The sequence below is a fragment of the Agromyces sp. GQ35 genome, from assembly GCF_059758475.1.
The window spans coordinates 1,806,232-1,819,293 of sequence record NZ_JCAXEO010000001.1 but is presented as its reverse complement, the minus strand read 5'-3'; the positions used below and the strand labels follow the sequence as shown (position 1 = coordinate 1,819,293).

Genomic DNA, 13,062 nt, shown 5'->3' with positions numbered 1-13,062 from the left:
CGCTAACGTGACACCGACGAAAGGACCTCGATGACCTCCTCCCCCGACTCCGCGCTGCTCGACCTCCGTACCGAGCTGCACGGCTCGATCGTGCTTCCCGGCGACGCCGACTACGACACCGCGCGCACGCCGTGGAACCTCAGCGTCGACCAGCGGCCGGCGGCCATCGCGGTGCCGGCCGATGTCGACGACATCCGGGCCATCCTCCGCGTCGCCGCAACGGCCGGTCTCGGCGTCACCACGCAGCCCAACGGCCACGCCGCCTTCGCCGACCTCTCTGGGGTCATCGTGATCCGCCCGTCGAGCTTCGATGAGATCGCGGTCGACGAGGCAGCGCGACTCCTCCGCGTCGGCGCGGGAGTCAACTGGGGTCGTGCGCTCGAGCAGCTCGACGGCACGGGGCTCATCGCCCTCGCCGGGTCGAACCCCGAGGTCAACGTCGTCGCGCTCGCGATCGCCGGCGGTCAGTCGATGTTCAGCCGCCGATACGGGCTCACGGCGCGTTCGATCGTCGCGGTCGAACTCGTCGACGCGTCGGGCGAGGTGCGCCGGGTCACCGACGCCGACGACCCCGAGCTCATCTGGGCGCTGCGCGGCGGTGGCGGGCTGTTCGGCGTCATCACGGCGATCGAGCTCGCGCTCTACCCGGGCGACGCCATCTTCGGTGGCAGCCTCATGTTCCCCTCCGAGGCCGCTGAGGCCGTCATCACCGCGGCGCTCGCCCTGGCGCACGACGAGCCCGAGCTCGGCCTCGACATCGGCATGATGCGATTCCCCGATGCACTGGCCCTGCCGCCGCACCTGCGCGGTCGCACCGTCGCCACGGTCGGTCTCGTGCACCTCGGCGACGAGCAGACGGGTCGCGCGTTCGCCGACCGCCTTCGTTCGGTCGCCGAGCCGATCGCCGACACCCTCGTGCCGTTCACGGTCGGCTCGCTCGCCGCCGTCGCAGCGGAGCCGGTCGACCCGATGCCCTCCGCCGACTTCGGTGGCGCGATCGCCGGTCTCGATGAGTCGTTCCCCCGCGACTTCGTCGATGCGTTCCTCCGCGGCGCCGATCTCGGCCTCATGCGGTGCAGCATCCGCGCCATGGGCGGCGCGATCGCCGACGAGCTCGGGGCCGATCAATCCGCGGTCGGCGCGGTGCACGCCGAGGGACTCCTGAACTCCGGGGTGCTCCTGTTCGACCCGACGATCGATGCTGCGGCAGCCCTGCAACCGCTGCGCGAGCTCGTGGCGAAGTACCCGGGCGGCGGCACGCTGCCGACGTTCCTCGGGGCGGCGGCGCCCCTCGCCGACGCCTACGATCGCGAAGTGCTCGACCGGCTCGCCGCGGTGAAGCAGCGCGTCGACCCCGACGGGCTCATCCGCGGCAACCGGGCGCTCACCGCGAGCTGACGGGCTCGGTGCCTCGGGTCGAGTCGCGCACGTGCAGTTCGAGCGGCAGTTCGATCGAGGTGCCCGGCTCGGCCGCGCCCTGCAGCAGTTGGAACAGCAGCCTGGCGCACGCGGCACCGGCTTCACCGCCTCGGGTGTCGATCGAGGTCACCGGTGGTTGCAGGGCCTGCATGGTGCTGCTGTCGACGCACGAGGCAAGGAGGAACTCGGTGCCGATGACGTGGCCTGCGGCGGTCAGCGCGGGTGCGATCGCGGCGGCGACGCCATCGCCGGCCCCGACGAGGGCGTCGATGCCGGGCTCCCGGGCGAGCAGCTCACCGGCGGCGCGCTGCAGGAACGACGGGTCGGCTCCGAATGGCGCGACGGCGATCAACGGCTCCACCCCGGCTTGTCGGCACCACTCCCGGTAGGCGTTCTGAATGCCGATGGACCACTCCGAGATCGTGGTCGAGCCGATGAGTGCCGGCCGCCGCGCGCCGCGGGCGGCGAGGTGGTCGAGCAGCAACGTGGTGTACCGACCGTGGTCCGACCAGACGACGCCGGGCGGCTGCACACCGCTGGTGAACCGCTCCGATGACACCACCGGCAGACCGGTGGCGATGAGCCGTTCGACCATCGCGTCCCCCTCGACGGGGTCGATGATGACGAGGCCATCGACGTGCGGCGCATATTGCGGACGGGACTCCTCGCCCGACACGATGAGCGTCACGTCGTAGTCGAACTCCGCCGCCTCGTTCACGACGCCGTAGACGAACGACATGTAGTGCTCGCTGCGTACGAGCACCTGCGGAATGTAGAGCCCGATCGCTCCGGTGGTCGCCGTGCGCAACGAGCGAGCCGAGCGGTTGATCGAGTAGCCGAGGTGCGCCGCAGCCGAGACCACGGCCTCGCGCGTGGCATCCGAGACTCGACCGCGCCCCCGCAGCGCATCGGAGGCCGTTGTCTTCGAGACGCCGGCCACCCTCGCAACGTCGACGATCGTCGCTGGCGCCACGTGCCCTCCCCGAGTTTTGGCCATTGTGTCAGACCCCATCGCCCTAGAACACCTGCCAGGACTCCCGGGTGACGGTGCACGGCCCGCCCTCGTGGAACTCGAGATGCCCGCCCTCGACGTCGAGGGCGATGGTCAGCAGAGTCTGCCAACGGTGCTCGAAGGCGAGGGAGGCATCGGGGTGGCAGCACACCGGCGCACCGTCGGCGTCATGCACGAGCATGCCCACCCCTGCGCGCTCGACCGGGTCGGTCGATGACAGCGCGAGACGTCGGTCGCCGAGCAGCGTCAGCCTTGGGTACGTGTTCGACGTGGCGGGCACGAGGTCGCCCTCGGCGAGCGACGCGTCGAGGAAGTGGTTCGTGTGCAGCAGGAACCCGTCGTCGGCCGGCCGCACGACGGCGGTGCCGCCCGAGCTGAGCTCGACGCACAGCGCGTCGGCCTGACCGTCGGCGTATGACACGATCGTGAGCACGGTCGAGGCGCTGACCTCGGCGGAGCGGGCGAGCTCCACAGCCTCGTCGAGCGTCGTCGCGCGGTCGAGCACCGCTCGGGCCACGGCGTGCACCGGTACCCCGATGCCGTCGCCGTCGCCCGCGTGATTCAGGATGTTGAAGTGCACGCCGATGCCGGCACTGTTCACGCCGATCTTGCCGAGGATGCCGAACTCGGAGAAGTACCGCACCTCGTGGCCGGGGCGGGCGCGATATCGAACGACGAGCGTGTCGTCGTTCGACACGTCGTGCCAGTCCCACGTCTGCACGGTGCGCGGAGCGCCCGTCTCGGGCAGCACCACGACGGTCGAGCACTCGCCCTCGCCGATCGCGCCGACGGTGGCGAGCACCTCGGTGCGGGCGTTCAGCATGCCGATCTGCCAAAGCTCGAGTTCAGCGCCGTCGGCGACCCCGCGAAGCTCGTCGGCGAGCTGCGGCGCCCACGCGTCGATGCGGGCGATGGCCTGCTCGCCGAGTACGGGCAGGTCGCCGTCGGCGACGCCGACCACTGCGAAGAGCTCGGCGTAGCCGGCCACGTTCGCGGCGATCTCCTCGGCGCCGAACCGGCCGAGCGCGAGCCCGCGCGTGTACGGGTCGAGCTCATCGGTCTCGAAGCGGCGTACGGTCATGAAGCGGGTCCCTTCGTGGAATCGGATTCGACGGCTGCGGTGACGGCGACGGATGCCTCGCCGAAGCGGTCGGCGATCGCCGCCGTCATCGGGCGCTGGCGAGCACGGCGTCCCACGCCACCTCGGACGCGACCGCGCCGAGCGCGATCGAGTTCACGGCCTGCTCGCCGAGGCGGGTGCTGCCGGCCGGCGGCAACGCCACCTCGTCGGTCGTCAGGGCGAAGAGGGTGTCGCCGTCGTGGTTGGTGTGGAACGGCTGGATGGCGCGGTGCATCGAGCTGTGCACCTGGCGCCCGAAGAGGCGCAGCTCCTTGTCGTCGAGCTTCACGTTCGTGATCACGGCGGTGATGGTGGTGTTGCCCGGTGCCGTCGTCGGCGCGGTCCCGGTCAGCAGGGCGGCTTCGTAGTCGACGACCGGCAGCCGGCGCTCGCCGGTCTCACGGTCGTAGTTGCCGCGGATCACGGTGCCGTCGCGGTCGACGATCACGCCGACGGGGTTCACGATCGTGACGACGAGGATCTTCACCGGGCCGAGCTGGCGGAAGGCGGCGCCCTGCCCGGTGAACTCGCACCGCGAGAGATCGACCTTGCCGGCCGAGGCCGCAATACCCGCGCCCACTCGACCGACGGGGATCGCATCGCCGCGAGCGGCGAGCAGCGCCGCCCGGCCGAGCGCGGCATCCGGCGTGATGCCGGTGTCGCGAGCGGCGAGGTCGTAGATCACGGCGCCCGAGGTCGCGCGCAGGTCCTGCCATCCGACGCGGTTGCGTTGGCGCGCGAGCAGTTCCTCGTTCACGCCGGTCGCGGCGGCGAGCCCGTACGAGGAGCCCCCGGCGAAGCAGATGGCGTGGTTCAGCTCCTCGTAACGGCCGATGATGCCGATCGCACCGCCGCGGGCGTCGACCGAGGTGCGCGCGCCGGCAGGGATCGAGATCACCGTCGCCCCCGTGGGGCCCTCTGCGTACTCGGCTGTACCGACCTCGACGCCGGGGAAGTCGAACTCGACGAGCGCACGGCCACTGCCGTGGCTCGGTACGAGCTCGACGTCGTCGTTGCCCACGCGGTCGCCCCAGAAGGGCGGCGGCGTGAGCCGATGGGTCGGAGCGTCGGCGATGCTCACGACGTTCGCGGCATGTGTGGCAGAACTGGCAGTGCTGGTCATCATGGCCCCTTCAACGGATGCGGAGTCGGCGGTCATCGCGCGGCTCGCAGCACGGCATCCCAGGCGAGCTCGGAAGCGAGCGCGCCGACCGCGATCGAGTTCACGGGGCCGTCATCGTCTTCGGCGGGGATGCTTGGGTTCAGGTCGATCTCGTCGGTCGTGAGCGCGAAGAGCGCGTCGCCGTCGAGGGCCGTGTGGAACGGCTGGATGGCGCGATTCATCGACGAATGCACCTGGCGGCCGAAGTGCACGAGCTCCCGATCCGACATCCGCACGTTCGTGATGACCGCCGTGATGGTGGTGTTGCCGTGCTCGGTCGCGGGGCGCTGGGCGCGTTCCAGCGCCGCGACGTAGTCGGGCTCGAGGCGCCGTCGCTCGCCTGTCGCGGCGTCGTAGTTGCCGCGCACCACGGCGCCGTCGCGATCGACGATGACGCCCACAGGGTTCAGCACGGTCACCACGAGCACCCGCACCTCGCCGACCTGGGCGAAGGCGGCCCCCTGCCCGGTGAATTCGGTGCGGGCGTAGTCGATCTTGCCGGCGGATGCCGTGGCCCCGGCGCCGACGCGCCCCACGGGCACGCTGCCGTGCTTCGCCGCCCTGGTCGCAGCGCGACCGAGCGCTGCATCGGGATAGACGGCGTTGTCACGTGCCGAGAAGTCGTAGATCACGGCCGTCGACACGAGCTTCAGGTCGTCGACCGCGCCGCGGTTGCCGCCGCGCGCACGCAGCTCATCGGCAACCCCCGAGCCTGCCGACAGGCCGTAGATCGATCCGCCGGTGAGGCAGATCGCATGCGCGAAGTACTCGAAGCCGCTGCTGAGGCCGATGGCGCCCCCGCGGGCGTCGATCGCGAGGCGCGCGCCCGCGGGCACGTGCAGCACGGTCACGCCGGTCGGACCCTCGGCGTACTCGGCGACGCCCACCTCGACGCCCGGGAAGTCGTAGGCGACGGATGCCCCGGCCGCGGCGGTGCGCGGCACGAGCTCGAGATCGCGGTTGGCGATGCGATCGCCCCACTCTGGAACGCCGGCGAGCCGATGTTCGACGGTCTGCGGTTCGGTGGTCACAGTGCCTCCAGGAGTTGGCGGGAGTATTCGTGGGCGGGGGTGTCGTAGAAGCGCGCCGTCTCGGCGAGCTCGACGATTTCACCGAGCCGCATGACGCCGATGCGGTGCGCGAGGTACCGCACGGCGGCGAGATCGTGCGAGATGAAGAGCGCACCGAACCCATGTTCGGCCTGCAAGTCGCCGATGAGGTTGAGGATCTGCGCCTGCACCGAGACGTCGAGCGCGCTCACCGCCTCGTCGAAGACGATGAATCTCGGCCGGGTGACGAGGGCACGTGCGATTGCGATGCGCTGGCGCTGTCCTCCCGACAGTTCGTGCGGGAAGCGGTCGGCGATCGCCGTCTCGAGGCGAACCTGATGCAGCATCTCGACGACCGCCTCGCGGTGGCTGCGGAGCGACGAGCGGTCGAGCGCGGCGAGCGGTTCGGCGATCGACTGGCCCACCGGCATCCGGGGGTCGAGCGACCAGTGCGGGTTCTGCGGCACCGTCTGGATCTGGCCGAGTCGCTCGGACCGGCGACCGAAGGGCGTGCCGAGGAACCGCACGGTGCCAGACGTCGGCTGCCGCAGCCCGAGTGCGACGCTCGCGGTCGTGCTCTTGCCCGAGCCCGACTCGCCGACGAGCCCGAGCGTCTCGCCGGCATGCACGGCGAAGCTGACCTCGCGCATTGCGCTCAGCACACTGCGGCCGCGGCCCCACCCCGTGGTGAAGACGGTCGTCACGTGTTCGAGTTCGAGGATCGTCTCGGTCATGTCACACCATCGCCTTCGGGGTCGCGTCGGCAGGTCTCCCGGTCTGGCCCGGTCGACCCGCAGCCGCCTCTTCCGCGGCGAGCGCAGCGGCGACCGATCCGACATCCATCGACCTGGTCTCGATTCGCTGTCCGGGCTTGGCGAGCGCCGGGTCGGCGGCGGCGAGCGCTCGGGTGTACGGATGCGTCGGACGCTCGAGCACCTGCACCGCCGAGCCGTCTTCGACGACCCTGCCGCCGTACATGACGGCGACGCGCTCGCACCAGCGACCGATCGACCGCAGGTCGTGGCTGAGCCAGAGCACGGTGCTGCCGGCCTCTGCCGCGAGGCCGAAGACGAGCTTCGTCACCTCGCTGCGCACATTGCTGTCGAGTGCTGCGGTGGGCTCGTCGGCGACCAACAGTCGCGGAGTCCTGGCCATCGCCATCGCGATCATCACTCGTTGGGCCATGCCGCCTGAGATCTCGTGCGGGAAGAGCCGCAGGACCCGCTCCGGTTCGCGCATGCGCACACGGTCGAGGTGCTCCACGAGCGCAGCCCGGTCGTTCGGCAGCCCCCGCAACGCGAGTTCGAGCTGCTTTCCGATGCGCATCGTCGGGTTCAGCGCGGCGATCGGATCCTGCGGGATGAAGCCGAGGCAGTCGCGGCGCAGCTCGCGCAACCGCTTCGCATCGAGGGCGAGTACGTCGGCTCCGTCGACGAGCACGCTGCCCTCGGTGAACCGGGCATTGCCAGGCAGCAGCTTGCCGACGAGCAGCCCGAGCGTCGACTTGCCCGAGCCCGACTCACCCACGATGCCGACGGTCTCCCCGGCTTCGACCTGCAGCGTCGCGCCATCGAGCGCACGCACGACGGTGCCGCCGGTCGAGTACTCGACCGCGATGTTTCGGATGTCGAGGATGGCACTCATTCGAGCGACCTCACCTCCCTGGGTTCGAAGCGATCGCGCAGGCTGTCGCCGATCACGTTGATCGCGAGGATCGCGATCACGAGGATCGCGCCCGGCGCGATGATGAGCCACGGTGCTTTCACCATGTAGAGCGTTCCTTCCTGCACGAGCAGGCCGAGCGAGGACCCTGGCAGCTGCACGCCGTAGCCGAGGAAGCTCAGGCCGCCCTCGACGAGGATCGCGACCGAGAGCGCGTAGGTACCCTGCACTGCGATGGTTCCTGAGACGTTGCGAAGGATGTGGCGGGTCATGATCGTCGGTGTCGAGACGCCACTGATGACGGCTGAGGTGATGAAGTCGCGCTGGGCGATCTGCCGTGTCGACTGGCCGACCATGCGGGTCATGAGCGGCACGGTCACGAGCACGATGCTCGCGAGCGCCGCGATGTAGCCCGGGCCGACGACTGCGGCCACGAGGATCGCCAGCACGATGGCCGGGAACGCGTAGAGGATGTCGCCGATGCGCATGATCACCCCACCAGGCCGGCCGCCCCGATAGCCGGCGATGATGCCGCACACCGTCGAGATGACGGCGGTCAGCAGCACGGCGACGGCCGAGAGCAGCAGCGTCGTCATGATGCCCTCGAGCAGTCGTGGCAGCACCGAGCGGCCGAGGCTGTCGGTGCCGACCGGGTACGCGAGCGACGGCGGCGCGAGGCGCGCACCGACGATCTCGGTCGGGCTGCCGCCGAGGCCGAACAGGCGGCCGAGCAGGGCGAGGGCGAAGAGCACCGCGATCGTCCACATCGCCGTCTTCGCGAGCCCGTCGAATGACGCGAGGTAGGCCCAGGCCCGCGCGATCGGGTTTCGCCGACGCGGTTCGGTCGCGATGACGGTGGTCATGCGGTGCGTCCCTTCGCCGTGACACTCACGCGCGGATCGATGATGCCGGTCACGAGGTCGATGATGAGGCTCGCGAACACGAAGACGACCGTCGCCAGCAGCACGCCCGCCTGGATCACGGTGTAGTCGCGCCGGTCGAGGGCGAGCACGAGGTACGAACCGATGCCCGGCACGTTGAACACCCGCTCGACGATGACGGCCCCGCCGAGCAGGTAGGCGGTGATGGTCGCGGTGAGCGTGAGCACGGGAATGAGCGCGTTGCGCAGCACGTGGTGGCGCACGATGAATCCCTTCCGCTCGCCGCGGGCGACGGATGCCGCGATGTGGGGTTCCACGAGCACGCCCATCACGGCATCCCGCGTGGTGCGCGCCGTTGCCGCGACGCAGAAGATCGAGAGCACGATCGCGGGCAGGATGAGCGAGACGAGTCCGCGCCCGAAGTCGTCGGTGGGCGAGGTGAAGGTGCCGACGCTCAGGCCGAGGTCGAAGCGCGAGAACAGGAACACCACGAGGCATCCGATGACGAACTCGGGCAGGCTGATGCCGATGGTGCTGACGATGCGGGTGGCGACGCTGCCGCGACCGCTCGCCGCGTGCGTGCCGGCGTAGACGCCGAGCGGCAGGCCGATGGCGATCGTGATGAGCATCGCCATCGCGGCGAGGAGCGCCGTCACCGGCAGCCGGGCGGCGAGCTCGTCGAGCACCGGCGCCTGGCTGGCGAGCGAGAGGCCGAAGTCACCCCGCGCCGCGTTGCCGAGCCACAGCAGGTACTGCTCGGGCAGGCTCCGGTCGAAGCCGAAGCTCTGCCGCAACTGCTCGCGCGCCTCCTCGTTCGAGAGAGGGCCGAGCACGATCTGGGCGAAGTCGCCGGGGAGGCTCCTGACGGCGGCGAAGATCAGGATGGATGCCCCGAGCAGCACGATCAGCGCGCTGAGGAGCCTCCCCGGAAGCCAACGGAGAACGCGCATCGCCTAGCCGGCCTCGATCAGCCGGAAGTCGGTGATGTAGCGGAAGATGTCGCCGTACCCCTCGTTCGAATTGATCGTCGGGCTCAGCAGGTCGCTGCGGTAGGCGATGACGCCGGGTCGGGTCACGAGCGGCACCTGCTCGGCGGTCTGGTCGACCTCGGCGCAGAGCTCCGTGAGCACCTCGTCGCGGCCGGCGCCGGCCGGCTCCTCGCTCGCCGCGACGACGAGCTCGTTGAGTTCGGGCGTGCCCGTCATGAAGCGCGCGGTGAATGCGGCCTGATCGGTGTTCCACCAGCGGGAGACCATCGCGGCGTCGCCGTAGCCTGCGTACCAGCTGATGCCGATGTCGGCGCCGGCGGTCTCGTCGGCGCCGTAGAACTCGGCGCCGTAGGTGGCGTCGTCGACGATCTTGATGTCGACCGTGATGCCGAAGGGCTCGAGCTGCTGCTGGATCACCTGCGCGATCTGGCCGGGGGCGCTCTCGGAGTTCCACGTCGTCAGCGAGAGCTCGATGTGCTCCGCACCGGCCTCCTCGAGCAGGGCGGTGATCTCCTCGTCGCTGAGCTGCGCTGAGGGCAGCTCGTCGGGGTTGCACGCGCCCGGCAGGCTGACCGGCGAGACGCCGGTGGCGAGCCCGTGGCCGGCGAGCGTGAGCTCGGAGAGCTGCGTGCGGTCGATCGCGGCGTTGACGGCGAATCGAACGCGCTCGTCGGCGAGCGGCGAATCGGGGTCGGTGGAGTTCAGGATCGCGTAGTAGAAGTCGGTGTTCTGCTGGTTCACGGCCCTGGCCTCTGCCGTGCCGGCCAGCAGGTCGAGGGCGTCGGCGTTGTTGAAGAAGGCGTACTGCGCGCTGCCGTCGCGGATCGCGGCGAGACGGTTGGCCTCGTCGGGCACGATCTCGAGTTCGAGGGCGTCGATGCCGAGTTCGTCGATGCCGTGGTAGTTCGGGTTCTGCTCGAAGGTCCACGACTCGTCCTGCACGTGCGAGGTCGCGACGAACGGACCGGTGCCGACCATCTCGGTGGTGAGGTCGACGGTGCCGTCGCGCACTTCCTGCACCGGCAGGATCGCCGCGGGGGTGTTGGCGAGCGCGCCGAGCAGCGCCGTGTACGGCGACGCGAGGGTGACGGTGACCTCGAGCTCGCCGGTGACCTCGACGGATGCCACGGGGCCCAGCTGCAGCGACCAGGCCGACTGGCTCTCCTGCAGCAGCTCGATGCTGCCCTTCACATCGTCGGCCGTCATCGGCCGGCCGTTCGAGAACACCGCGTCGTCGCGGAGGTGGAACACGTACTCGGTCGGGCTCACCTCCTCCCACGACTCGGCGAGGCCGGGCGTGAACCCGAAGTTCTCGTCGATGTTCACGAGCGTCTCGTACGACAGGCCCATGATCGTCCATGACCGGGCGGTGTCGGCGGAGCGGGGGTCGAGCCCGTTGGGCTCGACGGTGTCGTAGTCGAGGTAGGCGCGCAGGGTGCCGCTCGACTCGATCGAGTCGTCGGCCACCGCGAGGAAGCCCTCTGCGACCTCTTCGGTGGCGGTGTCGGTGGGATCGGCCGCGGTGCAGCCGGTGAGCACGAGCGCAGCTGCGGCGAAGGTGCCGAGCAGCGGAAGGGCGGTTCGCATGGGTGACTCCTGGTGTGCTGTGGCGCGGCGGGGCCGCGGTGCGGGCGGTGCAGTGAGGAGCAGCAAGCCGGATCGTTCCGGCATTGCAGGAAACCTAGCCGCAGCTCATCTCATCGTCAAGAGTGGATTTCAGATCGCGGCGCATCGAGACGAAGCCGTCGCCGACCGGAACCGCGCGCGCACGAGGCATCCGCGAATCGTTGACGCGTGCACCCGGCTCGGGCTAGCATCGCCACAATGCCGGATCGATCCGGCAGTACCCGTCGCACGCACACACCGACCCGAGGAGACGGCCATGACCGCGGCATACGTCGACCGCATCGTGCGCTATCCCGTGAAGGGCCTGGCCGGTGTCATCGCCGACGAGCCGGTGGCGCTGCACCCCGGCCGCGGCCTGCGCTGGGACCGCAGCCACGCCATCGAGAACGGCGTCGTCGCGCCGAGCTCACCCACCGGATGGAACCCGCGCGAGACGTACTTCCATGTCGCCAAGCACGAGGCGATCGTGCGCCTCGGCGTGACCCTCGACGAGGCGGAGGGCGACGCGCCCGCGCTGACGTTGACCGCACCCGACGGCCGCAGCGCCCGAGTGCAGCTCGGCGCGGGCGACGGCGCGGCGACCACGGCAGGAACCGGCACCGATGAGGTCGACACCCTGCTCGGCGCGGTGCTGCCCGCCGGTCCGATCGGAGCACCGGCCCTCGTGCACACGGGCGCCGGCCTCTGGGACTGGCCCGAGGCGCACCTGTCGATCATCAACCTCGCGACCCTCGACGCCCTCGCCGACGCGGCAGGTGCGCCGGTCGACCGACGCCGCTTCCGCGGGAACCTCTACGTCGGGGGCCTGCCCGCGTGGGGAGAGCTGGCGATGCTCGGCCGCCGCATCCGCATCGGCACCGCCGTGCTCGAGGTCTTCCAGCCCACCGACCGCTGTCGCGCCACGACCATCAACCCGGCCGACGCCGTCTCCGACCTCAACGTGCCGGCGCTGCTCGCGAGCCGCTTCGGCCACATGTTCTGCGGCGTCTACGCCCGTGTCATCGAGGCGGGCGACGTGATGCCGGGCGCGCCGATCGAGGTGCTCGACGAGCCGGCCGGCCCGATCGACGGCGAGCATGGCTGGCCGCGCACCGGCGTCGTGCTCGAGCGCCGCGAGGAATCGGCTCGCACCACGAGCCTCTGGATCTCGGACCCCCTCGGCTTCGCACCGAACGCCCGCCCGGGTCAGCACGTGCGCGTGCACCTGCCCGGTGCCACGGCGCCGAGCTGGCGGTGCTACACGATCTCGGCGACCGAGCCGGGCCGGTTGCGCATCAGCGTGAAGCGCGACGGCCGGGTCTCCTCCGCCCTGCACGACGACTTCGCGCCCGACACGGAATTGGTCATCACCGGCCCGTTCGGCGAGGTGACGATCGACCCGGATGCCGCGGGCGAGGTGCTGCTCGTGAGCGCCGGCGCCGGCATCACGCCGACCGTCGCGATGCTTCGCGCGCTCGACGGCTCGACCCGCCGCATCCGGGTGATGCACGTCGAGCGCAGCGCCACAGACCTCTCCCTCTGGCACGAGGTGCGAGACGCATGCGCGGTGCTCCCCGATGCCGAGGCGCACCTCTTCCTCACCCGAGAGACGCCGACGGCCGCGGCGTCCGCCGGGGCGAGAGCAGGGCGGCCGACGACGGAGTCGTTCGCGGCGGTGCTCGCCGAACTCGACCTCGAGACGGTCTCGGCGTACGTCTGCGGGCCCGCCGAGTTCACCGCCGAGCTCCGCGCGCGATTCGCCGAACTCGGGCTGGCCCCTCAGCGGCTCTCGACCGAGGTGTTCTTCTCCCCGACCACGGCCGAGCTGGCCGCTCCGCGCGACCCGTCGTCGGTCGGTCCCCACACCATCACCGCAGGGGACGACGAACTCGAGTGGCGGCCCGACTCGGGCTCGGTCCTCGACGCCGTCGAGGGCATCGGCCTCGATTGGCCGAGCGGATGCCGCGTCGGCGCGTGCGGCACCTGCGCACGCGTGCTGCGCAGCGGCACGGTCGAGTACCTGAGCGAACCGCTCGTGCCCCCTCCGGCCGGCTCGGTACTGGTCTGCTGCACCGCCCCGACGAGCGATCTCGTCTTCGACCGGCCGGGCTGAACGCCGTCTGCCGCCGGCACGCGCGCTCGGGCCGAGCTCCACCGTTCAAT

At 70.7% G+C, this 13,062-nt stretch carries 11 protein-coding genes; 2 read left to right on the top strand and 9 right to left on the bottom strand.

Annotated elements, in window-relative coordinates:
• Positions 1–30 precede the first annotated feature (30 nt).
• Positions 31–1,398 carry an FAD-binding oxidoreductase gene (locus tag AC6CH0_RS08405; protein ID WP_498099647.1) on the top strand — a complete coding sequence of 456 codons (1,368 nt, stop codon included), beginning with the start codon at positions 31–33 and terminating at the stop codon, positions 1,396–1,398.
• On the opposite strand, the gene AC6CH0_RS08400 is transcribed toward AC6CH0_RS08405, so the two are convergent.
• The 9 genes from AC6CH0_RS08400 to AC6CH0_RS08360 all read right to left on the bottom strand — a co-directional run bounded on the left by AC6CH0_RS08400 (position 1,385) and on the right by AC6CH0_RS08360 (position 10,881).
• A complete protein-coding gene (locus AC6CH0_RS08400; RefSeq protein ID WP_498099645.1) occupies positions 1,385–2,392 on the bottom strand; it encodes a LacI family DNA-binding transcriptional regulator in 1,008 nt (335 codons plus the stop codon). The two genes, AC6CH0_RS08405 and AC6CH0_RS08400, sit on opposite strands and share 14 nt — an antisense overlap.
• 43 nt (positions 2,393–2,435) lie before the next feature.
• Positions 2,436–3,512: a C45 family autoproteolytic acyltransferase/hydrolase gene (locus AC6CH0_RS08395; RefSeq protein ID WP_498099643.1), complete on the bottom strand. Its 1,077-nt coding sequence runs from the start codon at positions 3,510–3,512 to the stop codon at positions 2,436–2,438.
• A gap of 85 nt (positions 3,513–3,597) precedes the next feature.
• Entirely contained in the window at positions 3,598–4,674 is a 1,077-nt protein-coding gene (locus tag AC6CH0_RS08390; RefSeq protein ID WP_498099641.1) for a P1 family peptidase, read from the bottom strand.
• A 32-nt stretch (positions 4,675–4,706) separates the two neighbouring features.
• Positions 4,707–5,744: a P1 family peptidase gene (locus AC6CH0_RS08385; protein ID WP_498099639.1), complete on the bottom strand. Its 1,038-nt coding sequence runs from the start codon at positions 5,742–5,744 to the stop codon at positions 4,707–4,709.
• Positions 5,741–6,496, bottom strand: a complete 756-nt coding sequence (locus AC6CH0_RS08380; RefSeq protein ID WP_498099637.1) for an ATP-binding cassette domain-containing protein — start codon at positions 6,494–6,496, stop codon at positions 5,741–5,743. The genes AC6CH0_RS08385 and AC6CH0_RS08380 overlap by 4 nt, the downstream gene beginning before the upstream one ends.
• A gap of 1 nt (position 6,497) precedes the next feature.
• Positions 6,498–7,406: an ABC transporter ATP-binding protein gene (locus AC6CH0_RS08375; protein ID WP_498099635.1), complete on the bottom strand. Its 909-nt coding sequence runs from the start codon at positions 7,404–7,406 to the stop codon at positions 6,498–6,500.
• Positions 7,403–8,287, bottom strand: a complete 885-nt coding sequence (locus AC6CH0_RS08370) for an ABC transporter permease (protein WP_498099633.1) — start codon at positions 8,285–8,287, stop codon at positions 7,403–7,405. The genes AC6CH0_RS08375 and AC6CH0_RS08370 overlap by 4 nt, the downstream gene beginning before the upstream one ends.
• Positions 8,284–9,255 carry an ABC transporter permease gene (locus AC6CH0_RS08365; RefSeq protein ID WP_498099631.1) on the bottom strand — a complete coding sequence of 324 codons (972 nt, stop codon included), beginning with the start codon at positions 9,253–9,255 and terminating at the stop codon, positions 8,284–8,286. Before AC6CH0_RS08365 ends, AC6CH0_RS08370 begins: the two co-directional genes overlap by 4 nt.
• A gap of 3 nt (positions 9,256–9,258) precedes the next feature.
• A complete protein-coding gene (locus tag AC6CH0_RS08360; protein WP_498099629.1) occupies positions 9,259–10,881 on the bottom strand; it encodes an ABC transporter substrate-binding protein in 1,623 nt (540 codons plus the stop codon).
• Positions 10,882–11,176: 295 nt separating this feature from the next.
• Between AC6CH0_RS08360 and AC6CH0_RS08355 the strand changes: the two genes are divergently transcribed.
• Complete coding sequence (locus AC6CH0_RS08355) at positions 11,177–13,012, top strand: MOSC domain-containing protein (RefSeq protein WP_498099627.1); 1,836 nt, start codon at positions 11,177–11,179, stop codon at positions 13,010–13,012.
• Positions 13,013–13,062: the final 50 nt, after the last annotated feature.